This is a genomic window from Streptomyces sp. G5(2025), assembly GCF_049542075.1.
Classification (GTDB): domain Bacteria; phylum Actinomycetota; class Actinomycetes; order Streptomycetales; family Streptomycetaceae; genus Streptomyces.
Window position 1 is genome coordinate 5,605,448 of sequence record NZ_JBMUZT010000006.1, and the last position, 21,716, is coordinate 5,627,163.

The 21,716-nt window shown below is 71.6% G+C and carries 13 protein-coding genes and 4 pseudogenes; 6 read left to right on the forward strand and 11 right to left on the reverse strand.

Translation table 11 applies throughout. The features are described 5' to 3' along the window. Positions 1 to 19: 19 nt before the first annotated feature. From ACOBQB_RS36330 to ACOBQB_RS36355, 6 genes and pseudogenes are all read right to left on the reverse strand, one after another. Entirely contained in the window at positions 20 to 1,660 is a 1,641-nt protein-coding gene (locus ACOBQB_RS36330; protein ID WP_423598080.1) for a M4 family metallopeptidase, read from the reverse strand. Positions 1,661 to 1,871: 211 nt separating this feature from the next. Beyond that, positions 1,872 to 3,910 (reverse strand): annotated as a pseudogene (locus ACOBQB_RS36335) (M4 family metallopeptidase). Between the two features lie 306 nt (positions 3,911 to 4,216). Beyond that, positions 4,217 to 4,507, reverse strand: a pseudogene (locus ACOBQB_RS36340) (hypothetical protein); the annotation flags it as partial. Beyond that, positions 4,506 to 4,975 (reverse strand): annotated as a pseudogene (locus tag ACOBQB_RS36345) (NAD(P)-binding domain-containing protein); the annotation flags it as partial. The pseudogenes ACOBQB_RS36345 and ACOBQB_RS36340, both read right to left, overlap by 2 nt. Beyond that, positions 4,972 to 6,084 (reverse strand): ACR3 family arsenite efflux transporter, encoded by a 1,113-nt coding sequence (gene arsB / locus ACOBQB_RS36350; protein ID WP_423598082.1) that lies wholly within the window; start codon positions 6,082 to 6,084, stop codon positions 4,972 to 4,974. The gene arsB and the pseudogene ACOBQB_RS36345, both read right to left, overlap by 4 nt. Then, positions 6,081 to 6,389, reverse strand: coding sequence for an ArsR/SmtB family transcription factor (locus ACOBQB_RS36355; RefSeq protein WP_423598084.1), 309 nt, complete (start codon positions 6,387 to 6,389; stop codon positions 6,081 to 6,083). The genes arsB and ACOBQB_RS36355 overlap by 4 nt, the downstream gene beginning before the upstream one ends. Positions 6,390 to 6,484: 95 nt before the next feature. On the opposite strand from ACOBQB_RS36355, the pseudogene ACOBQB_RS36360 reads away from it, so the two are divergent. Together ACOBQB_RS36360 and ACOBQB_RS36365 are read left to right on the forward strand one after the other, a co-directional pair. Next, positions 6,485 to 6,906: pseudogene (locus ACOBQB_RS36360) on the forward strand (arsenate reductase ArsC). Continuing rightward, entirely contained in the window at positions 6,903 to 7,868 is a 966-nt protein-coding gene (locus tag ACOBQB_RS36365; protein ID WP_423598086.1) for an NAD(P)/FAD-dependent oxidoreductase, read from the forward strand. The pseudogene ACOBQB_RS36360 and the gene ACOBQB_RS36365 overlap by 4 nt, the downstream one beginning before the upstream one ends. A gap of 59 nt (positions 7,869 to 7,927) precedes the next feature. Here ACOBQB_RS36365 and ACOBQB_RS36370 read toward each other — a convergent pair whose 3' ends face one another. From ACOBQB_RS36370 to glgX, 5 genes are all read right to left on the reverse strand, one after another. Continuing rightward, on the reverse strand, positions 7,928 to 9,811 hold the full coding sequence (locus ACOBQB_RS36370; protein ID WP_423598088.1) for an ABC transporter ATP-binding protein: 1,884 nt from the start codon (positions 9,809 to 9,811) through the stop codon (positions 7,928 to 7,930). Continuing rightward, positions 9,808 to 11,901, reverse strand: a complete 2,094-nt coding sequence (locus ACOBQB_RS36375; protein WP_423598090.1) for an ABC transporter ATP-binding protein — start codon at positions 11,899 to 11,901, stop codon at positions 9,808 to 9,810. The genes ACOBQB_RS36370 and ACOBQB_RS36375 overlap by 4 nt, the downstream gene beginning before the upstream one ends. Positions 11,902 to 12,044: 143 nt before the next feature. Continuing rightward, positions 12,045 to 13,469, reverse strand: a complete 1,425-nt coding sequence (locus ACOBQB_RS36380; RefSeq protein ID WP_423598091.1) for a carbohydrate-binding protein — start codon at positions 13,467 to 13,469, stop codon at positions 12,045 to 12,047. A 177-nt stretch (positions 13,470 to 13,646) separates the two neighbouring features. Beyond that, the gene (locus tag ACOBQB_RS36385) at positions 13,647 to 14,612 is read right to left on the reverse strand and encodes a LysR family transcriptional regulator (RefSeq protein ID WP_423598093.1); all 966 of its coding nucleotides are present in this window, start codon (positions 14,610 to 14,612) and stop codon (positions 13,647 to 13,649) included. Between the two features lie 106 nt (positions 14,613 to 14,718). Then, entirely contained in the window at positions 14,719 to 16,908 is a 2,190-nt protein-coding gene (gene glgX / locus ACOBQB_RS36390; RefSeq protein WP_423598095.1) for a glycogen debranching protein GlgX, read from the reverse strand. A 296-nt stretch (positions 16,909 to 17,204) separates the two neighbouring features. Here glgX and ACOBQB_RS36395 point away from each other — a divergent pair, with 296 nt between their 5' ends. The 4 genes from ACOBQB_RS36395 (at position 17,205) to ACOBQB_RS36410 (ending at position 21,459) form a co-directional block, all read left to right on the forward strand. Beyond that, positions 17,205 to 18,374 (forward strand): Ig-like domain-containing protein, encoded by a 1,170-nt coding sequence (locus ACOBQB_RS36395; protein ID WP_423598981.1) that lies wholly within the window; start codon positions 17,205 to 17,207, stop codon positions 18,372 to 18,374. A 174-nt stretch (positions 18,375 to 18,548) separates the two neighbouring features. Further along, entirely contained in the window at positions 18,549 to 19,790 is a 1,242-nt protein-coding gene (locus tag ACOBQB_RS36400) for a L,D-transpeptidase (RefSeq protein WP_423598097.1), read from the forward strand. A 97-nt stretch (positions 19,791 to 19,887) separates the two neighbouring features. After that, complete coding sequence (locus ACOBQB_RS36405) at positions 19,888 to 20,655, forward strand: enoyl-CoA hydratase/isomerase family protein (protein ID WP_423598099.1); 768 nt, start codon at positions 19,888 to 19,890, stop codon at positions 20,653 to 20,655. Between the two features lie 300 nt (positions 20,656 to 20,955). Beyond that, entirely contained in the window at positions 20,956 to 21,459 is a 504-nt protein-coding gene (locus ACOBQB_RS36410; protein ID WP_423598101.1) for an ATP-binding protein, read from the forward strand. Positions 21,460 to 21,716 lie beyond the last annotated feature (257 nt).

Below are 21,716 nucleotides of genomic sequence, written 5' to 3' on the forward strand. Positions count from 1 at the left end.
CTACTGGAGTCCCCGCGTACTACTTGACGTTGACGCCGGACCAGGCCGCCGCCACGCGCTTGTACTCCGTGGAGGTCGCGCCGTACAGGTCCTTCGCGGCGCGCAGGGTGGCCTTGCGGGCCGCCTTGTAGTCGGTGGTCGACGTGAAGTACCGGGTCAGGGCCCGGAACCAGATCTTCTCGGCCTTGGCGCGGCCGATGCCCTTGACCTTGGAGCCGTCGACGGTCGGCGAGTTGTACTGGACGCCGTTGATCCGCTTCTTGCCGCTGCCCTCGGACAGCAGGTAGAAGAAGTGGTTGGCGATGCCCGAGGAGTAGTGGACGTCGACGTTCCCGGCGCCGGCGCGCCAGTAGTTCAAGGAGCCGCCGTCCTTGGAGGGCTTGTCCATGTAACGCAGCGGGGTGCCGTCGCCGTTGATGTCGATCTTCTCGCCGACGAGGTAGTCACCGACGTCCTTGGGGTTCTTCGCCCTGAACTCCACGGCGGCGGCGAAGATGTCCGAGGTGGCCTCGTTGAGACCGCCGGACTCACCGCTGTACTCCATGTTGCCGGTCGCCGAGGTGACGCCGTGCGTCATCTCGTGCGCCGCGACGTCGATCGAGGTGAGGGGCTTCTTGTTGCCCTCGCCGTCGCCGTACGTCATGCAGAAGCAGCTGTCGTCCCAGAAGGCGTTGACGTAGCCGTTGCCGAAGTGGACCCGCGAGGTCGCGCCCTTGCCGTCGCCGTTGATGCCCTTGCGGCCGTGCACCGCCTTGTAGTAGTCCCAGGTGAGCTGGGCGCCGTAGGCGGCGTCGACGCCGGCGGTCTGCGCGCTGGAGGGCTTGCCGTTGCCCCAGACGTCGTTGGCGTCCTTGAAGAGCTTGCCCGCGCCGCTCTCCGCGTGCTTCAGGTCGAAGGTGCGGTGGCCGCCGCGGGCCTTGTCGGTCAGCTCGTAGCCGCTCGTGCCCTTCTTCGAGCCGACGGTGACCTTGCCGCTGTACTGGCTGTTGCCGGTGCCGTTCTCGATGTCCTGGTACTGGTACAGCTTCTTGCCGGTCGCGGCGTCCGTGATGACGTGCAGCCTGCTGGGCGTGCCGTCCTTCTGCACACCGGTGACGACCGTCTCGTACGCGAGGACGGGCTTGCCGGAGGCGGCCCAGATCACCTTGCGCGGGGCCTGCGCGTCGGCCTGCGCGGTCTTCGCCTTCGCGGCACTCGACTCGGCGGACTTCGCGACGGAGGACTTGGCCAGCCCGGCGTCGGTGGAGGGGACCTTCACGGTCGCCTCGGTCGCCTTGGTGACGCCCTCCACCTTGCCGCTCTTCGCGGTGTGCACGACGAGGTCGCCGCCGAGGACGGGCAGGCCGTCGTAGGTGCGCTCGTAGCGGGTGTGGGTGGTGCCGTCGGGGTCCTTGACGACGTCGCGGGCGACGAGCTTCTCCTTGGCGCCGAGACCGATCCGGTCGGCGGTCGCCGACTTGTCGGCGTTCGCGTCCTGGAGGAGCTCCGCGCGCGCCGACGCGGAGAGGGCGACCGGCGCGTCGGAGGACGCGGCGCTCTTCTCCGGCTGGGCGGAGGCGCCGGTGGTCAGGCCGGCGGTGAGCAGCGCTCCGGCGGCGACGCCAGTGGCGATCGTCAGCGTCGAACGTCTGCGGGATATGCGGGATATGCGGGAGGTCACACGGGCTCCTTCTGTGGGGGACTTGCCGGGAAGAGTGACATTCGGGCCAGGTACATGTCAGGGCTTTGGCCGGATATTGGCCGGAAGTGGTCCGATGAGCGATGGTCAACATACGTAATACGAACAGCGGGGCCATCACCGGGGCAGACAAATGCGCGCCGCCCCGGGGAAGTTCTCACCCGGGGCGGCGCCGTCCGTACAGCGGTCAGGTCTACGGGAAGGTGACCTTCCAGCTGTTGATGTAGCCGGTGTCCTGCGCGGCCTTGTCCTGGACCTTCAGCTTCCAGGTGCCGTTGGCGACCTCGGACGACGCGTCGACCGTGTAGGTCTCCTTGACGTTGTCCGCCGAGTCCGAGGAACTGGTGCTCTTCAGGCGGTACGCCGTACCGTCCGGGGCCACCAGGTCGACCTGGAGGTCACCGCGCCAGGTGTGCACGATGTCGACGTCGACCTTCAGGGCGCTCGGCGCGTTGCCGGTGCGGCCCGTGACGTTGACCGAGGAGGTCACCGCGGCGCCGTTGTCCGGAATGGCGACGTCCGTGGTGTTCTCGAAGGAGGTGCCGCCCGGCGTCTCGCCGCCCGGCCGGCTGCCGACGTTCACCGCGGCCCAGGCGTGCGCCACGGCCTTGTACTCCGCGCTCGTCGTGCCGTACAGCTCACCGGCGACCGCGAGCGTGCCGGTGCGGGCCTGCGCGTAGTTGGTCGTGGTCGTGAACTTCGTGGTGAGCGCCTTGAACCAGATCAGCGAGGCCTTGTCCCGGCCGATTCCGGTCACCGGCTGGCCGTCGGAGGTCGGCGAGTCGTACTGGACGCCGTTGATCTCCTTCTTGCCGCTGCCCTCGCTCAGCAGGTAGTAGAAGTGGTTGGCGACACCCGACGAGTAGTGCACGTCGATGTTGCCTATGCCCGAGTACCACGCGTCCTTGGACGAGCCGTCCTTGCTCGGCTTGTCCATGTAGCGCAGCGGGGTGCCGTCGCCGTTGATGTCGATCTTCTCGCCGACGTAGTAGTCGCCCTTGTCCTGGGCGTTGTTGGCGTTGAACTCGACGGCCGCCGCGAAGATGTCCGAGGTGGCCTCGTTGAGGCCGCCGGACTCGCCGCTGTAGGTCATGTTGCCGGTCGCGGCCGTCACGCCGTGCGTCATCTCGTGGGCGGCCACGTCGATGGAGGTGAGCGGCTTGGCGTTGCCCGCGCCGTCGCCGTACGTCATGCAGAAGCAGGAGTCCGACCAGAAGGCGTTGACGTAGTTGTTGCCGTAGTGGACCCGGGAGTACGCGCCGACGCCGTCACCGCGGATGCCGCTGCGGCCGTGCACGTTCTTGTAGTAGTCCCAGGTCAGCGCGGCGCCGTAGTGGGCGTCGGCGCCGGCGGTCTCCAGGTTGGCGGGCAGGCCGTTGCCCCACACGTCGTCGGCGCCCGAGAAGAGGGTGCCGGTGCCGGAGGTGCCGCGGTTGAGGTTGTACGTCTTGTGGTTGCCGCGGGTGGTGTCGGTAAGCGTGTAGTTCGACCCCGACTGAGCGGTGCCCAGCGGCACTTGGCCGCTGTACTGGGTGTTGCCCGTGCCGTTCTCGATGCCCTGCCACTGGAAGAGCTTCTTGCCGGTGGCGGCGTCCGTGACGACGTGCAGTTCGTTCGGCGTGCCGTCGTGCTGGAGACCGCCGACCACGGTCTCGTACGCGAGGACCGGCTCGCCCTTGGCCAGCCACACGACCTTGCGCGGCGCCCGGTCCGCGTCCGTCTTCTTCGAGCCCTCGGCCTTCGCGGCGCTCAGCGCCTGCTTCTCCGCCACCGACGCCTTGACCTCGGCGCTCATGTCGATGCCCTTGAGCCGCGCCTTCGCGGCCTTGGTGACACCCTCGGTCTTCCCCGACTTCGCGGTGTCGACGACCAGGTCGCCGCCGAGGACGGGCAGGCCGTCGTAGGTGCGCTCGTAGCGGGTGTGCACCGTGCCGTCACGGTCCTTGGTGACGTCGCGGACGACGAGCTTCTCCTTGGCGCCGAGGCCGAGGTCCTTGGCGGTGTCCGCCTTGGTGGCGTTGGCCTCGCGCAGGAGCTCCGCGCGCTGGGCGGGGAGAGCTTGGCGGCGAGGGCGCCGGGGTCGACCTTCCCGAGCTTCTGGGCGGCGGGGGCGCCCTTCGCGGCGGTGCCGTCGGCCGTGGCGGGGCCGGCCTGGACGGCGACGGCCAGAAGAGCAGCGACGGCGGAGAGGGCACCGGCTGCGGCGAGACGTCTGTGGGAGGTGTTTCTCAACACGGACTCCTTCTGCGCGGCCGCGGGTTGCGCGGCCAGAGCTACCGGCCGGCTGGATCGCCGTCCGGGCAGTGCGGGGGCGGTACGCAGAACTGGGCGGTGCACAACGGGTATTGCGTGAAGAGAAACCGTCGCGTTGTTGAAAGCCGCGCGGCGGTCGAGGGGAAGAGTGGCACCAGAGCCGTGTCTCTGTCAGGGGCGCATCAAGAGTTGGCCGGAAATAGTCCGTTGGCCGGTTGAGCACGTTCGGTATGCGGAGTCCTGGCCTGTGCGCCAGGCAGGTATGCGGGTCGGGCGGCTGTGGCGTCACCGCGCACGGGCCGCCGGGCACCGCCATCCGCGGCCTTCACCGCATGACGGGCGAGTTGGCGTCACTCTGCGTCCCCGGGTGTGCCGTACCGAGGGCGCTGAGCGCGGCGAGCCCGGAGACCAGGGCCGGGCCAGCAGGCCGAAGAGGTGGGGGTAGCCGCCGAGCGGCGCGGCGAGGGCGGCGCCGGCGAACGGAGCGAGGGCGGATGCGGCGGTCCCCGGGGCGGCGAGGAGCCCGGAGAGACGGCCGTAGTGGGTGGTACCCCACCGGTCGGTGACGGCGGTGGCGGTGGTTCACCGTGTGCGGCTGCCGGCCGGCGAAGACGCTGCGGCCGGGCACGGCGGGGAGGAAGGCCGCGACCATGTGCCGGTCGCGCTGATGACCGCGCGGGTCCGCCAGGTGCCGGAGTCCGCCTCGACCCGCAGCCGGTCGCCGTCGCGGCGTACGGCGTCCACACGGGCCCCGCGCCGCACGGGCAGCTCGTAACGCTTCTCGTAGTCGGTGAGGTAGTCCACCACGTGCCCGGCGTTCGGGTACGTTTCGCCGGGCTGGGCAGGCATGAGCCGCCCCGGCAGTGAGGAGTGCTCCGCCGGGGAGAACAGGTGCGGCGAGTCCCACATGTGCTGCCAGGACCCGCCGGGCACCGGACCGGCGTCCAGGATCACGCAGTCGAGGCCGCGTCGCCGCGGGTGGTAACCGGCGGCGAGCCCCGCCTGGCCGCCGCCGGCCACCACCACGTCCGGGTACTGCGTCACGGGGCCGTCGTCACCGCGTCGGCGGCGAACTTCCGGCGCCAGGCGAGCGCGACGTAGACCAGGCCGATGAGGACCGGGACTTCGATGAGCGGGCCGACGACGCCTGACAGGGCCTGGCCGGAGGTGACGCCGAAGGTGGCGATGGCGACCGCGATGGCCAGTTCGAAGTTGTTGCCCGCCGCGGTGAACGCCAGCGTCGTGGTGCGGTCGTAGGCCAGACCGAGGCCCTTGCCGAGGAGGAAGGTCCCGAAGAACATGATCGCGAAGTAGACCAGCAGCGGCAGCGCGATCCGGGCGACGTCCAGCGGCTGGGAGGTGATCGTCCTGCCCTGGAGGGCGAAGAGGATGACGATGGTGAACAGCAGCCCGTAGAGCGCCCACGGACCGATCCTCGGCAAGAACTTCGCCTCGTAGTCGGTACGCCCCAGCTTCTGTTCGCCGATGCGGCGGGTGAGGAAGCCGGCCAGCAGCGGGACGCCGAGGAAGATGACGACGTTCAGTGCGATGTGCCACACGGACACGTCCAGGCCCTGGCCGTCGCCGAGGTTCATCCAGCGCGGCAGCAGGTCGAGGTAGAACCAGCCCAGCAGACCGAACGCGACCACCTGGAAGACGGAGTTGAGGGCGACCAGCACGGCGGCGGCCTCGCGGTCCCCGCGGGCGAGGTCGTTCCAGATGATGACCATGGCGATACAGCGGGCGAGGCCGACGATGATCAGGCCGGTGCGGTACTCGGGAAGGTCCGGCAGGAAGACCCAGGCCAGCGCGAACATCACCGCGGGCCCGACGATCCAGTTGATGACCAGCGAGGAGAGCAGCAGTCTGCGGTCGCCGGTGACACGGTCGAGCCTGTCGTAGCGGACCTTGGCGAGGACCGGGTACATCATGACCAGCAGGCCGAGCGCGATCGGCAGGGAGATGCCGCCGATCTCGATCTTCGCGAGCGCGTCGTTCATGCCCGGGATCAGGCGGCCGAGGCCCAGACCGACGGCCATGGCGAGCAGGATCCACACCGCCAGGTAGCGGTCGAGGGTGGAGAGCTTCTTGACGATCGAGTCGTCCCCGCCCCCGGCGGGGCCCGCGGCGGTGGTGGCCTCGGTGGAGGTCACGGGCAGGCCCTCTTGTTCTCGGCGGCGGTGCGGGCGGAGGCGGCCAGCTCGGCGAAGTGCTCGGAGAGCCCGGTCAGGACCTCCGGCTTGAGCTTGTAGTAGGTGAAGCGGCCGCACGGCTCGGTCTCCACCAGCCCCGCCTCGCGCAGCACCTTCAGGTGGTTGGACAGATTGGTCTGCCTGGCTCCGGTCTCCTCGACCAGGTGCGTCGTGCAGAGCGTCTCGCGCGCCAGCAGGGTCACGATCTTCAGGCGGAGCGGATCGCCCAGCACCCGGATCACGTCAGGATCGACTGAAGTCAGCATGCGCTGATACTCTCACATCATCACCCGCTGATACGAGCGAGCGCTGAGGTCATTGGCGGCCGGGTTCCGCCATGCGACGAGAGAGAACGATCACCATGGCCGACAAGCCGTCCGTCCTGTTCGTCTGCGTCCACAACGCCGGCCGCTCCCAGATGGCCGCCGCCTGGCTGACCCACCTGGCCGGGGACCGCGTCGAGGTCCGCTCGGCCGGCTCGCCCCGGGCGCCGCCGTCAACCCGGCCGCTGTCGAGGCCATGGCCGAGGTCGGCATCGACATCTCCAAGGAGACGCCGAAGATCCTCACCGTCGACGCGGTGAAGGAGTCCGACGTCTGCATCACCATGGGCTGCGGCGACACCTGCCCCGTCTTTCCCGGCAAGCGCTACCTCGACTGGCGGCTGGAGGATCCGGCGGGCCAGGGAGTCGAGGCCGTCCGCCCGATCCGCGACGAGATCAAGACCCTCGTCGAGGGCCTGATCGCCGAGATCGCCCCGGCGCGGCCGCAGGCGACGGCGTGAGCGGGATACGCGACGTCGTCATCATCGGCTCCGGGCCCGCCGCCGCCCTCTGCACCGCCCGCGCCCGGCTGAAGCCCCCGCTGTTCGGCAGCTCCGTCTTCGTGGGCGGCTCGCTGACGACCACGACCGAGGTGGAGAACTTCCCCGGCTTCCCCGACGGCGTCGACGGACCCGTCCTCATGGAGACCATGCGGGCCCAGGCCGAGAAGTGCGGCGCCGAGATGATCGACGACGACATCGTCGCCGTCGACCTCACCGGTGACACCAAGCTGCTCACCGACACCACGGGCACCGTGCACCGCGCGAAGACGGTGATCATCGCGACCGGCTCCGGCTGCCGCAAGCTCGGCCTGCCGAAGGAGGACGAACTGTCCGGCCGGGGCGTCTCGTGGTGTGCGACCTGCGACGGGTTCTTCTTCAAGGGCCGCGACGTCGTCGTGGTCGGCGGCGGCGACACCGCCATGGAGGAAGCCACCTTCCTCACCCGCTTCGCCGCGTCGGTCACCGTCGTCCACCGCCGCTCCACGCTGCACGCCTCGAAGGTCACGCAGGGCCGGGCCTTCGCCGACGACAAGATCGCCTTCGCCTTCGACAGCGAGATCGCCGAGATCAAGGAGAGCGGCGGCATGCTCGCGGGCGTCGTCCTGCGCGACGTCCTCACCGGCGCCACCCGCGACCTCGATGTGACGGGACTGTTCATCGCGATCGGCCACGACCCGCGCACCGAGTTGTTCACCGGCCGGCTCGCCCTCGACGCCGAGGGCCACGTAACGGTCGACTCCCCGGCGACGCGTACGAGCCTGCCCGGGGTGTTCGCCGCCGGTGACGTGGTCGACCGCACCTACCGGCAGGCGATCACCGCCGCGGGGACGGGCGCGGCCGCGGCCCTGGACGCCGAGCGTCACCTGTCGGCCCGGACGGTGGCGGGGAACGCGCCGGTACCAGCCGCCATGCCGGTGTGAGCATCGCGCCTTGAGGCGGCCCACCGCAGGCGATGCCGACGCCCCTGACCAACGTGCCCTCAGCTCACCACGCTCTCCCGCCACGCACGGTGCAGGTCCGCGAACGAGCCCTTGCCGGCGATGAGTTCGGCGGGGCTGCCGTCCTCCACGACGCGGCCGTGCTCCATCACCAGGACCCGGTCGGCGATCTCCACGGTGGAGAGGCGGTGGGCGATCACCACCGCCGTGCGGCCGCGCAGCACCGTGTGCATGGCGCGCTGCACGGCCCGTTCGCCGGGGATGTCCAGGGAGCTGGTCGCCTCGTCGAGGATCAGCACCGCGGGGTCGGCGAGCAGCGCCCGCGCGAAGGCCACCAACTGCCGCTGGCCCGCCGAGATCCGGCCACCGCGCTTGCGTACGTCCGTGTCGTACCCGTCCGGCAGCGACGCGATGAAGTCATGCGCGCCGATGGCCTTGGCGGCGTGCTCGATCTCCTCGCGGGTGGCGTCGGGGCGGCCGATCGCGATGTTCTCGGCGACCGTGCCGGAGAACAGGAACGCCTCCTGCGTCACCATGACCACCCCGCGCCGCAGCTCCGTGACGGGCAGCTCCCGCAGATCGACGCCGTCCAGCAGGACGCGGCCTTCCGTCGGGTCGTAGAAGCGGGCGAGCAGCTTCGCCAGCGTCGACTTGCCCGCGCCGGTCGAGCCGACCACGGCGACGGTCTGCCCGGCGGGCAGCGTCAGATCGAAGCGGGGCAGCACCTCACCGCCCGTGCGGTAGGCGAACCGCACGCCGTCGAAGCGCACCTCGCGGCCCGGGTGCGCCGACTCCGGCGCGGGCAGCTCACGCGCGGCGGAGGGCTCCGGCTCCGGCACGGTCGGGGTCTGGGCGAGCAGGCCCGCCACCTTCTCCAGGGAGGCGGCCGCCGACTGGTAGGAGTTGAGGAACATGCCGAGCCGGTCGATCGGGTCGTACAGCCGCCGCAGGTACAGCACGGCGGCGGCGAGCACGCCGAGCGCAAGACCGCCGTCCGCGACGCGGTGCGCGCCCCACAGGACGATCCCGGCCACGGCGATGTTGGCGACCAGGCGGGAGCCGACGACGTAGCGGGCCATCTCCAGTATGGCGTCGCCGTTGCTGCGCTCGTGGCGGCCGTTGAGCACGGCGAACTCCGCGTCATTGGCCCGCTCCCTGCGGAAGGCCCGCACCGGCCGGATGCCGTTCATGGTCTCCGCGAACTTCACGATGACCGCGGCGATCGCGGTCGAGCGGTTGCGGTACATCACCCCGGCGCGCCGCTGGTAGAGGCGTACGAGGGCGTAGAGCGGCACGAAGGACGCCACCGCGAGCCCGCCCAGGCCCAGGTCGAGCCAGAGCAGCATCATCGAGATGTAGACGAAGGAGAGCAGAACGGTGATGAGTTCCTGGAGTCCTTCGCTGAGCAGCTCGCGCAGCGACTCCACGTCGGTGGTGGAGCGGGAGATCAGCCGGCCGGAGGTGTACCGGTCGTGGAAGTCGACGCTGAGCGCCTGCGCGTGCCGGAAGATGCGTCCGCGCAGATCGAGCAGCACGTCCTGGTTGACGCGCGCGGAGGCGACGATGAAGGCGTACTGGAGGGCGCCCGACGCGCCCGCGCAGAGCAGATAGCCCACGGCGACCGCGATCAGCGGGCCGTAGTCGTCGGCGCGCACGGCCGGCACGCCCCGGTCGATGGCGTACGCGACGAGGAGCGGCCCGGCCTGTACGACGGCCTGCTGCACGAGGAGCAGGACCGCGGCGAGGACGACGCGCCCGCGCAGCGGCGAGAGCAGCGAGCGCAGGAGCGCGCGGGTGGCGCCGGGCGGTGCGGGCAGGTCGTCCTTGTCGAAGGGGTCTTCGTGCACGGCCGTGGGCTCCACCGGCGCCGAGTCGGCCGGGGTCCTGTCGGCAGGGGGCAGCGGCCGTGTCGACGATGTGGTCATCGGGCAGCCTCCTCGGCGGCGCGGTCGGCGGGGGCGGTGTGGTCGGCGGTCTCGGAGCCCGACATCAGCCAGGCGTACTCCGCGTTCTCCCGCAGCAGCTCCTGGTGGGTGCCGACGGCGGCGACGCGGCCGCCGGACAGCAGCGCGACCCGGTCGGCGAGCTGCACCGTGGAGGGGCGGTGCGCGACGATCAGCGCGGTCGTATCCGCGAGGACCCGCCGCAGCGCCGCCTCCACCAGCGCCTCCGTGTGGACGTCGAGCGCGGAGAGCGGGTCGTCCAGGACGAGGAAGCGGGGGCGGCCCACCACCGCGCGCGCCAGGGCCAGGCGCTGGCGCTGACCGCCGGACAGGCTCAGCCCCTGCTCGCCGACCTGGGTGTCGGTGCCCTGCGGCAGGGCGTGCGCGAAGCCGGCCTGCGCCACGTCGAGCGCCCGCGCCAACTCGGCCTCCCCGGCGCCCTCCTCGGCGCCCATCAGGACGTTCTCGCCGACCGTCGCGGAGAACAGCGTGGGCTCCTCGAAGGCGACGGCCACCAGCGCGCGCAGCCGCTCGCGGTCCATCGCCGTGATGTCCTCGCCGTCCAGCGTGATGCGGCCCCCGCTCACCTCGTGCAGACGCGGCACCAGCGCGGCGAGGGTCGTCTTGCCACTCCCGGTCGCACCGACCAGAGCCATGGTCTCGCCGGGGCGGATGCGCAGATCGACGCCGCTGAGAACGGGCGGCGCGTCCGGCGGGGCGTCGGGGTATCTGAACTCGACGCCGTGGAAACGCAGTCCGCCGCCGCCCCCATCGGAGTCGGCCACGCCCGCCTCCGTGCCCCCGCCGCGTGCTCCGGAGCTGCCGGCCCGCGTGTCCGAGCCGGCGGCTCGCGTGGCCCGAGCGTCGGCTTGCGGCTCTTGTCCGGCGGCTCGCGCCGTCGAGTCTCCGGCTCGTGCCCCGGAGCCGTCGGCGGGCGTCTCCGAGCCGCCCCCGCCGCGTGCTCCGGAGCTGCCGGCTCGCGCCTCCGCACCGCCGCCCCGCGCTGCCGAACCGCCGGCACGTACCCCCGAACCTCCGCCACCCCGCGCCGCCGAGCCCCCGTCCTCCGGCTCCGCGTCCATCACCTCGAAGTACCGCTCCGTGGCCGTCGCCGACTCCTGTGTCATCGCGAGCAGGAAGCCGATCGACTCCACCGGCCAGCGCAGCGCCAGTGCCGTCGACAGGAAGGCGACCAGCGTGCCGGCCGACAGGCCGCCGTCGGCGACCCGCACCGTGCCGAGCACGAGCGCCGCCCCGATCGCGGCCTCCGGCAGCGACATGATCACCGCGTAGATCGCCGCGAGGATACGTGCCTTGGCCAGTTCCGTGCCCCGCAGCGTGTGCGACAGCTCGCGGAACGCCCGCGCCTGGCTGCGGTGGCGGCCGAAGCCCTTGATGATGCGGATGCCGAGCACGCTCTCCTCGACGACCGTCGTCAGATCGCCGACCTGGTCCTGCGCGCGCCGCGCCACCGCGGTGTAGCGCCCCTCGTAGTACGCGCAGACGATCACCATCGGGGCCACGGGTGCGAGCAGCACAAGGCCGAGCATGAAGTCCTGGCCCAGCAGAATGATCACGCCGACCACGATCGTCGCGCCGTTGACCAGCAGGAACGTCAGCGGAAAGGCGAGGAACATGCGCAGCAGCATCAGATCCGTCGTGCCGCGCGAGAGCAACTGCCCCGACGCCCACCGGTCATGGAAGGCCACCGGCAGCCGCTGGAGGTGGCGGAAGAGGTCCGCCCGCATGGCGGCCTCCACGCTCGCCAGCGGCCGGGCGACGAGCCACCGCCGCAGCCCGAAGAGCAACGCCTCCGTCACGCCGAGCAGAAGCAGCAGGAGCGCCCCCAGCCATACGCCCGCCCCGTCCCCGTCGGCCACCGGGCCGTCCACCATCCACTTCAGTACGAGGGGGAAGAGCAGTCCCGTACAGGAGGCGATGACGGCGACGACGGCCGCGGTGATCAGGCGGGTTCGGACCGGGCGCACGTACGGCCACAGGCGCAGCAGCGTCCGGACCGTGGACCGTTCCTTGGTGGCGGAATCCGAGGCGGGGTCATCTGATTTCGGCATCAGGAGCGAGCCTACGGACCGTCACTGACAGTGCCCACCGAGTTTTGGCCCGTACGCGGTACTCCGCTGGTCGTAGGGCTGGGCAGGCCCGGGGAGGCCCCGGACCCCTCAGCCACGCACGCCGGCAGCCGACTGACCGGCGGTCAGACGGCTTCCCACAGCGCGGGCGTACTCGGCGGCTCCCAGCCCGGCTGCGCCTGATGCGGCTGCAAGCAGCGGTACGTCGAGCCGCCGTACGTGACCGAGTCACCCGCCGCGTACACCTTGCCGGCAGCCCACGTGCCGCCCGGCTCGGGATCGCCGGGGCCGGGACCGGGACCGGGGTCGCCGCCCCCCGTGGTCCTCAGCGTCAGGCCGAACTGCTGGAGCAGCGGATTGATCGGCTGGTGGAAGGTCGTGCCGCCGCTGCGGCAGTTGCCCGAGCCGCCCGAGGTGACGCCCTGCGCCTGGCTGCCGGAGATGTAGGAGCCGCCCGAGTCACCGGGCTCCGCGCAGACCGTCGTCCGGGTCACGCCGCTGATGGTGCCCTCGGGATAGGTGACGCTGGTGTTGTGCTGCGAGATCGTGCCGCAGTGCCACCCCGTAGTGGAGCCGGACCGGCAGATCGACGCACCCACCGGGGACTGTGTGGAGCCCCCGACGCCGACCCGCTGGCCCCCCGGGCCCTTCACGTACGGGGTGGCGGTCCACTGCGCGTTCGTGGCGACCCAGGCCATGTCCCTGCCGGGGAAGACGGACCCCTGGAAGGTGCCCTGCGCCACCCGGTTGTAGCCGGTGGTCGCCGTTCCCGCGCGTCCGCAGTGCCCCGCCGTGGCGAAGCCCTGCTGGGCGCCCTTGGTGACGGAGAAGCCGATGGAGCAGCGCCCGCCTCCCATGTAGTACGCGTCGCCGCCCACCAGGTCGTACAGCGGACGCGGCCGTTCCGTGGTCTCCTCCACGCGTACGAGGCCGGAGTCGACCCCCGCGGCGGAGACCAGGGAGGTGGCGGCGGCGGCCTCGACGGCGCGCACCACGACCGCGTTGGAGCGCACGTCGACGTACCAGACGGGCGCGTCGCGCGTCGCCGTCTTCTTCGCCGCCCGGTCGAGGCGGGCCTTCGCGGCGTCGAGGCGGGCCACGGAGTGCCGCACGACCTCGGCCCTCGCGCCGCGCGCCTCGATGGCGGGCACGTCGGCGGCGTCGGTGGTGGCCACGGTGAGCTGCTGGGAGGTGGCGCCGTGCACCCAGGCGCCCGCGAAGGTGCGGCCGAGCGCGTTGCGCAGGGCTCCCGCGTCGGCGCCGGCGTCGGCCTCGTTGACCAGACGAGCCTTGGCCTGCGCCGACGTCAGGCCGAGGTCGCGCTGCATCGCCTTCAAGACTCCGGGAGAGGTCTTGCCGACGGCGGCGCTCTCGGCGGGGGAGGGCAACGGGGCGGCGGCGGCCGGACCGGCCTGGGCGGACGCGCTGCCGGGCAGCCCGGCGAGGACCAGGGCACCGGCCGCGGCGAACGCGGCACAGGCCGCGGCGGCACGTCGGTGAGCGGTGGCACCTCTGCGGGGGACGGGTTGTCTGTGCGGGGTGGGGAGCATGCGGGGGACTCCTCGGTTCGCGAGGGATGAGTGGGGAACGAGCAGGCCCGAGCCGGAACGACCCGAACGAGCAGGCCCGAGCCGGAACGACCCGAACGAGCAGGCCCGAGCCGGATCGAGCAGACACGAGCGGGGATCGCCCACACCGTAGAAGCCTCAACCTCCCCCCGGTAACTGTCAGTCGACCCCCGTCCCCGGCGTTATGGAAGGCGCCGCGAGCCACGCCGTGTAACTCTCGCTGCGGGCCGCGGCCTCGGCGTGCGCCGTGCGGGCCTGCGCGAAGACCGCGGCCGCGGTGTCGTGGGCCGGGGCCGCCGGATGCCAGCCGAGCACGTGCCGCCAGTACAGCGGCGTCCCCGCGAGCGCCCGCGTCACCAGCCCCGGCGTCGGCGGGAACGTCGCCCGGCACAGCCCCACCGCCCGCCCCACCTGCACCAGATGAACGCAGGACGCCACATCCGTCTCGTACACCCGCGAAGGGGTGAACCCGGCGCGCGCGCACGCCGCGGTGAAGCAGTCCGCGAAACAGCCGTCGCCCGGTACGTCCGTCCACGCCTCGCCGGCGAACCGCCCCAGCTCTATCTCCTGGTGGCCGGCGAGCGGATGGCCGGTCGGCAGCATGACGAAGACGGGGTCGCGGCCCACCTCCCGCCACACCAGCACCTCGCTCTCGGGCGGCGCGCTCGGCCCGCACGTGCCCACCAGCGCGAAGTCGAGGTTCCCGGCCGCCGTCAGCGCCGCGATCTCCCGCTCCGACCAGGAGATGTGCGTCGACACCGGCACCCCCGGATGCGCGGTGGCGAGCCGGTCCACCAGGGCGCCGAGCAGCGGCCCGTGCGTCCCGCCGAGCCGGAACCCGCGGCCGCCCTCCCAGGCCCGCGCGAACCGCCGCGCCTCCTCCCGCAGTCCGCTCACCGCGGGCAGCACCACCCGCGCCCGCGCCAGGACGAACTCACCGAGCGCGGTGGCCCGCACCCCGTGCCGCCCCCGCTCGAACAGCTCCCCGCCGAGAGCGCGCTCGATCCGCTTCAGCTGCGCGCTCAGCGCGGGCTGCGCCAGCCCGAGCACGGTGGCGGCCTTGGTCAGGCTGCCCGCGTCGGCGATCGCCCGAATCGTCTTCAGGTGCCGCAACTCAAGGTCCATGGCCCGAGCTTGGCGCCCGCCCGGGGGCGCGGCAATACTCCGGTCTGGACCAAGTGCCGGAGCGCGGGCTTGCGAAAGTGGCGGCGGGCCCGTGCCCGCCGCCACGTCAGGTGTGGCCGACCCGCAGCAGCAGCACCGACCGCCCCGGCACCGTCACCGCGGCCCCCGCCCGGTGCACCGTGCCCGGCGGCGCCTCCTGCTCCTCCAGCGCCGTGTCCACCACGACCTCATAGGACCGCGCCCACGGCGGTCCCGGCAGCACGAACTCCAGCGGCCGGTCCGCCGCGTGCAGGACCGCCAGGAAACTGTCGTCGACCACCGGCGCCCCCCGCGCGTCCCGGCCGGGTATGTCCCGCCCGGAGAGGTACATCCCGAGCGTCGCGGCGGGCGCGTACCAGTCGGCCTCCGTCATCTCCGTGCCCCGCGGCGTGAACCACGCCAGGTCCCGCAGGCCGTCCGCCGAGTGCGCCCGCCCGGAGAAGAACGCCCGGCGCCGCAGCACCGGGTGCCGGTGCCGCAGCTCCACCAGGCGTGCCGTCAGCGCGAACAGCTCACGCCAGCCCGGCTCGTCCCGCAGCCCCCAGTCGACCCAGCTGACCTCGTTGTCCTGGCAGTACGCGTTGTTCGAGCCGCGCTGCGTGCGCCCCATCTCGTCGCCAGCGACGAACATCGGCACGCCGGTGGAGAGCAGCAGCGTCGTCATGAGGTTGCGCAGCTGCCGCCGTCGCAGCGCCGCGACGCCCTCGTCGTCCGTCTCGCCCTCGGCGCCGCAGTTCCAGGAGCGGTTGTCGTCGGCGCCGTCCCGGTTCCCCTCGCCGTTGGCCTCGTTGTGCTTGCGCTCGTAGGTCACCAGGTCCCGCAGGGTGAAGCCGTCGTGCGCGGTCACGAAGTTCACCGACGCGTACGGCCTGCGCCCGCCCCACGCGTACAGGTCGCTCGACCCCGAGAGCCGGTACCCCAGATCCCGTACGTCGGGCAGCGCGCCCCGCCAGAAGTCCCGTACCGCCCCCCGGTAGCGGTCGTTCCACTCCGTCCACAGCGGCGGGAAAGCACCCACCTGGTAGCCCCCCGACCCCACGTCCCACGGCTCGGCGATCAGCTTCACGCGCCGCAGGACCGGGTCCTGCGCGATCACCGCGAGGAACGGCGAGAGCATGTCGACGTCGTGGAAGGACCGGGCGAGCGCCGCCGCCAGGTCGAAGCGGAAGCCGTCCACCCCCATCTCCGTCACCCAGTACCGCAGCGAGTCCGTGATGAGGCGCAGCACGTGCGGCTGGACGACCTGGAGCGTGTTGCCGCAGCCCGTGTAGTCCGCGTACCGCCGCGCGTCGTTCGGCTGGAGCCGGTAGTAGCCGCGGTTGTCGATGCCCTTGAGCGACAGCATCGGGCCCAGCTCACCGGCCTCCGCCGTGTGGTTGTAGACCACGTCGAGGATCACCTCGATGCCCGCCTCGTGCAGCGCCCGCACCATCCGCTTGAACTCGCCGACCTGCTGCCCCGCCGTCCCCGACGCCGCGTACGCCGCGTGCGGCGCGAAGTAGCCGATGGAGTTGTACCCCCAGTAGTTCTTGAGCCCCCGCCGCAGCAGGTGGTCCTCGTGCGCGAACTGGTGCACCGGCAGCAGCTCCACCGCCGTCACCCCCAGCCGTACGAGATGCTCCAGCGCCGCCGGATGCGCCAGACCCGCGTACGTACCCCGCAGCTCCTCGGGCACCCCCGGGTGCAGCTTGGTGAAGCCCCGCACATGCAGCTCGTAGATGACCGAGTCCGCCCACGGCGTCTTCGGCCGCCGGTCGTCGGCCCACTCGTCGTCCGGCGCGTCGTCGTGCACGACCACGCCCTTGGGGACGTACGGCGCCGAGTCCCGGTCGTCGCGCACGGTGTCCGCCACATGCTGCTGCGGCCAGTCGCGCACATGCCCGTACACCTCCGCCGGCAGCGTGAAGTCGCCGTCCACCGCACGCGCGTACGGATCCAGGAGCAGCTTCGCCGGGTTCCAGCGGGCGCCCGTCCACGGGTCCCACCGGCCGTGCACGCGGTAGCCGTACCGCTGCCCGGGGCGCACGCCCGGCACGAAGCCGTGCCAGATCCCGTGCGTCAGCTCCGTCAGCGCGCAGCGCGTCTCGACGACCCTGGACCCCTCGGTGTCGAACAGGCACAGCTCCACCGCCTCCGCCCCGCCCGCCCACAGCGCGAAGTTGGTGCCCGCCACGCCGTCAGGACCGGCCTTGCAACGCGCGCCGAGCGGCGTCGGCGCCCCCGGCCACACCGGCCGCGTGGGCGCCGCGCGTGCCACGGCCCGCCGGCTCCCGTTGACCGCGGGGCCGGCCCCTCGGGCGCGGCGCGCCCCTTCGCCCGTGCCTCCCGCACTGTCCCTTGCTCGGATGCGCTCGACACCTGTCAGCCTCCCGCGGCTCTGTCGGCCGACGCGCGAAGAAGGGCATACGGCGTCCCGGCCGCGGCTCCCCCTACGTCGTCCTCCCCACTGTTCTGCCCAGCGCGCGCGTCGCACTCACGTTTCCCCGGGGGACGACGGTCGTTGGGTCCCACGTGAGACAGGTTGCGAGGCGCGCACGGCGCGCAGGGACCGCGCTGGCCGCGGTGGTGGCATGGACAGGCCTGCTGGTGGGGGCGGCGGGCTGTACCGGTGGTGGACTGGACACGGTCCTCGGCAAATCGCGCTCGCCCGCGGACGCGATCCGGGTGTCGCCCGACGACGGGAGCAAGGGGGTCAAGCCCCACGAACGGCTGACGGTGAAGGTCCCGGGCGGGCGGCTGGAGTCCGTCAAGGTGGTCCGGACGCAGGACGCGCAGAAGTTCGAGGTGCCCGGCCGCATCAGCGTGGACGGCATGACCTGGCGGCCGGTGGACAAGGGCCCGCTCGCGGTCGCCGCCACGTACGCCGTCGACGCCGTCGCCCTGGACGGCCACGGCCGCCGCTCGGCCCGGCACACCACCTTCCGCACGGCCGTCCCCGACGAGCGCTTCGTCGCCTACATGGCGCCCGAGAACCGTGCCACGGTCGGCACCGGAATGATCGTCTCCCTGGAGTTCAACGAGGAGGTCCGCGACCGCGAGGCCGTGCAGCGCGCCATCCACGTGAGCGCGCGCCCCGCCGTCGACATCCGCCCGCACTGGTTCGGCCGCACCCGGGTGGACTTCCGCCCCGAGAAGTACTGGAAGCCCGGCACCAAGGTCACCGTCGCCCTGCGCCTGCGGGACGTCGAGGCCGCCCCCGGGGTCTACGGCCTCCAGGACAAGACCTTCGCCTTCACCGTCGGCCGCCACCAGGAGTCCCTGGTCGACGCCGCCGAGCACACCATGGAGGTACGCCGCGACGGCGAGCTGCTCTCCACGGTGCCGATCACCGCGGGCGCCCCCAAGACCCCCACGTACAACGGGAAGATGGTGGTCACGGAGATGCTGGAGGTGACCCGTATGAACAGCCGCACCGTCGGCTTCGGCGGCGAGTACGACATCCCCGACGTGCCGCACGCCATCCGCCTGACGACCTCCGGCACCTTCCTGCACGGCAACTACTGGGCGCCCGACGCCCCCGGAGAGACCAATGTCAGCCACGGCTGCGTCGGTCTGCGCGACGTGAAGGGCGGCAGCGCGAAGACGCCCGCGGGCTGGTTCTTCGACCGGACCCTCATCGGGGACGTCGTCGAAGTGGTCAACAGCAAGGACAAGAAAGTCGCCCCCGACAACGGCCTCGGCGGCTGGAACATGGAGTGGAAGGACTGGGTGAAGTCCGGGTGAAGGACGGCTGACCAAGATCCATCCGCACCCCACGGGCAGTTGGAACGGAACGGTGACATTGGCGGGGAGTCGCCTCCCGGATCCGTGTGGTTATCTATCGCTTGCGCGTGTCTGAAACGCGCAGGTGCACTGGGGTGCGGGCCTGGATCCAGGCCGTGCGAGGGGAGACACATCGTGAACGGGCGACCTATATCGGGGGCTTCGGCGGACGCGCGCGGGCGCGTGCGGCGAAGGGGCGCCAGAGGACTGACGGCGGCGCTGTCGGGAGCGGCACTGCTGGCGGTCGCGGCATGCGGCGGGGGCGGCGGCTCGGACGCGGGCGACGGCGGCAAGGACACGGCGGACAAGAACGCCCCTTCCGCGGCCGTCGTGACGATAGCCCCCAAGGACGGGGCGGAGTCGGTGGCCACCAGCGGCGCCCTGAAGATATCCGCCGACAAGGGCAAGCTCGCCGAGGTCAAGGTCGAGGACAGCAAGGGCAATCCGGTCCCCGGCAAGATCACCTCGGGCGGCACCGGCTGGGCCCCCGCGCACCACCTCGCGGCGGCCACCACGTACAAGGTCCACGCCGTCGCCAAGGACTCCGAGGGCCGCGCGTCCGCCAAGGACACCACCTTCACCACGCTGACCCCGAAGAACACCTTCATCGGCCAGTTCACTCCGGAGGACGGCTCGAAGGTCGGCGTCGGAATGCCGTTCTCGGTGAAGTTCACCCGGGGCATCACCGACCCGGAGGCCGTCGAGAAGGCCATCCGGATCAAGACCGAGCCGTCGGTGCCCGTCGAGGGCCACTGGTTCGGCAACGACCGCCTCGACTTCCGCCCGGAGAAGTACTGGAAGGCCGGCACCAAGGTCACCGTCAAGCTCAACCTCGACGGTGTCGAGGGCCGCCCGGGCGTCTACGGCAAGCAGTCCAAGACCCTGGACTTCACCATCGGCCGCAGCCAGGTCTCCACCGTCGACGCCAAGACGCACCAGATGACGGTCGTCCGCGACGGCAAGCAGATCAAGAAGATCCCGATCACCGCGGGCGCGCCCGGCACGACCACGTACAACGGCGAGATGGTCATCAGCGAGAAGCTCCAGGTGACCCGGATGAACGGCGAGACCGTCGGCTTCGGCGGCGAGTACGACATCAAGGACGTCCCGCACGCGATGCGCCTGTCGACCTCCGGCACGTTCATCCACGGCAACTACTGGTCGGGCGGCGCCTTCGGCAACACCAACGCCAGCCACGGCTGCATAGGCCTGAGCGACGTACGCGGCGGCTACAGCAAGACGACGCCCGGCGGATGGTTCTTCAACAACTCGATGATCGGCGACGTCGTCGTGGTGAAGAACTCCGCGGACAAGAAGATCCAGCCGGAGAACGGCTTCAACGGCTGGAACATGCCGTGGGAGCAGTGGAAGGCGTAACGCCGCCCGATGAGTGACCTGCGGGGCCCGGCGCACTGCGGACCAGTGCGCCGGGCCCCTCTCCTCTTCCGCGTTAGCCCCCGTTAACCTGCTGCGCATGACTGCAACCCTCGAAGTCGCCGAAGGCGTCGGCACGATCCGACTCGACCGCCCCCCGATGAACGCCCTGGACATCGCCACCCAGGACCGCCTCAAGGAGCTCGCCGCCGAGGCCACGCGCCGCGACGACGTGCGCGCCGTGGTCATCCACGGCGGCGAGAAGGTGTTCGCGGCCGGCGCGGACATCAAGGAGATGCAGGCCATGGACCACGCGGCCATGATCGCGCGCTCCGGGGCCCTCCAGGAGTCCTTCACCGCCGTCGCCCGCATCCCCAAGCCCGTCGTCGCCGCCGTCAACGGCTACGCCCTCGGCGGCGGTTGCGAGCTGGCGCTCTGCGCGGACTTCCGCATCGCCGCCGACAACGCCAAGCTCGGCCAGCCCGAGATCCTGCTCGGCCTCATCCCCGGCGCGGGCGGCACCCAGCGCCTGGCCCGCCTGGTCGGCCCGTCCAAGGCCAAGGACCTCATCTTCACCGGGCGCCAAGTGAAGGCCCCGGAGGCTCTCGCCATCGGCCTGGTGGACCGCGTCGTACCCGCCGCCGAGGTGTACGAGCAGGCGCACGCCTGGGCCGCCCGCCTCGCCCAGGGCCCGGCCATCGCGCTGCGCGCCGCCAAGGAGTCCATCGACGCGGGCCTGGAGACGGACCTCGACACGGGGCTGGCCATCGAGCGCACGTGGTTCGCGGGGCTGTTCGCCACCGAGGACCGGGAGCGGGGCATGCGCAGCTTCGTCGAGGAGGGCCCGGGCAAGGCCAAGTTCCTCTGACGCGAAGGCCACCGCGTTCCACTGAACTAGGGCCGCCACACCCCTAGTTGGGGTGGCGTCAGCCGGGGCTGTCCCCCGAAGGGGCGGTTTACGAGCGGCTTGACGCAACCTTGAGTCCGCCCCGCGCCCGGCGCTCGGCAATCGCCCCTGAGTGGGAGAATGCCACAGGTCATGCACGTTTTTTCGGCAGTTTTCTGCCACTGGCATATGCCTTTTCCGTCCCCCGGAATGGTTGGTTCCGGGGGGCTTATTCCGCAGGAACGCCCCCGGAGGGCCCTCTGGGCGGCCATGATGGGGGGCATGGCGGGGCTGGAGGGTTACGAACACCCGCGGCGGCACGGGAGTGCGACCGCGGCACGCTGGTCGCCGGCGGTAGAGGACGAACACGCGCTGAAAGCGCTGGAGTTGTTCGGCAATCCGACGGAAGCGGAGGTGCCGCTGCCGTCGCGCCCGGAGTCCGCCGCCATCGCGCGCCGCCTCGCCCAGGTCGTCGTCCTGCGCACCTGGCGGCTCTCCCCGAAGCTCACCGAGGACGTCGTCCTGCTCGTCTCCGAGCTCGTCGGGAACGCCGTGCGGCACACCGGCGCCCGCGTCTTCGGCCTGCGTATGGAGAAGCGGCGCGGCTGGATCCGCGTCGAGGTCCGCGACCCCTCGCGCGGGCTGCCCTGCCTGATGCCGGTCCACGAGATGGACATCAGCGGCCGCGGCCTTTCCCTCGTCGACAAGCTCTCCGACCGGTGGGGCGCGGACCTGCTGCCGCGCGGCAAGACGACCTGGTTCGAGATGCGGATCTGCGACCGCTGAGGGCGGCTGCGGGGAAGCGGGGGCGGATACGCGGCGCGGGGGCGGATACGCGAAAGCCCCCGGCGGCCGCTGTCGGGCACGGTGGGGGCTTTCGGGAAGCGCCGTGGATGTATGGGGTGTGTTCCACGGCGCCGTGACGACCTGGCCCGGGTCAATGGGGGTCGTGTCTCCGACTATGGCAGACGGGCGTCACCGATCCAAAAGTACTCATCAGCCCATAGATGGGCAAAACATGACAGTTTAGAGGTGAATCCTTG

What these genes read in the sequence shown, in the direction of transcription:
- ACOBQB_RS36385 (WP_423598093.1), bottom strand. Translation starts at nt 14,612, where the DNA reads ATGGACCTTGAGTTGCGGCACCTGAAGACGATTCGGGCGATCGCCGAC.
- ACOBQB_RS36375 (WP_423598090.1), bottom strand. Translation starts at nt 11,901, where the DNA reads ATGCCGAAATCAGATGACCCCGCCTCGGATTCCGCCACCAAGGAACGG.
- ACOBQB_RS36370 (WP_423598088.1), bottom strand. Translation starts at nt 9,811, where the DNA reads ATGACCACATCGTCGACACGGCCGCTGCCCCCTGCCGACAGGACCCCG.
- ACOBQB_RS36380 (WP_423598091.1), bottom strand. Translation starts at nt 13,469, where the DNA reads ATGCTCCCCACCCCGCACAGACAACCCGTCCCCCGCAGAGGTGCCACC.
- ACOBQB_RS36405 (WP_423598099.1), top strand. Translation starts at nt 19,888, where the DNA reads ATGACTGCAACCCTCGAAGTCGCCGAAGGCGTCGGCACGATCCGACTC.
- ACOBQB_RS36410 (WP_423598101.1), top strand. Translation starts at nt 20,956, where the DNA reads ATGGCGGGGCTGGAGGGTTACGAACACCCGCGGCGGCACGGGAGTGCG.
- ACOBQB_RS36355 (WP_423598084.1), bottom strand. Translation starts at nt 6,389, where the DNA reads ATGCTGACTTCAGTCGATCCTGACGTGATCCGGGTGCTGGGCGATCCG.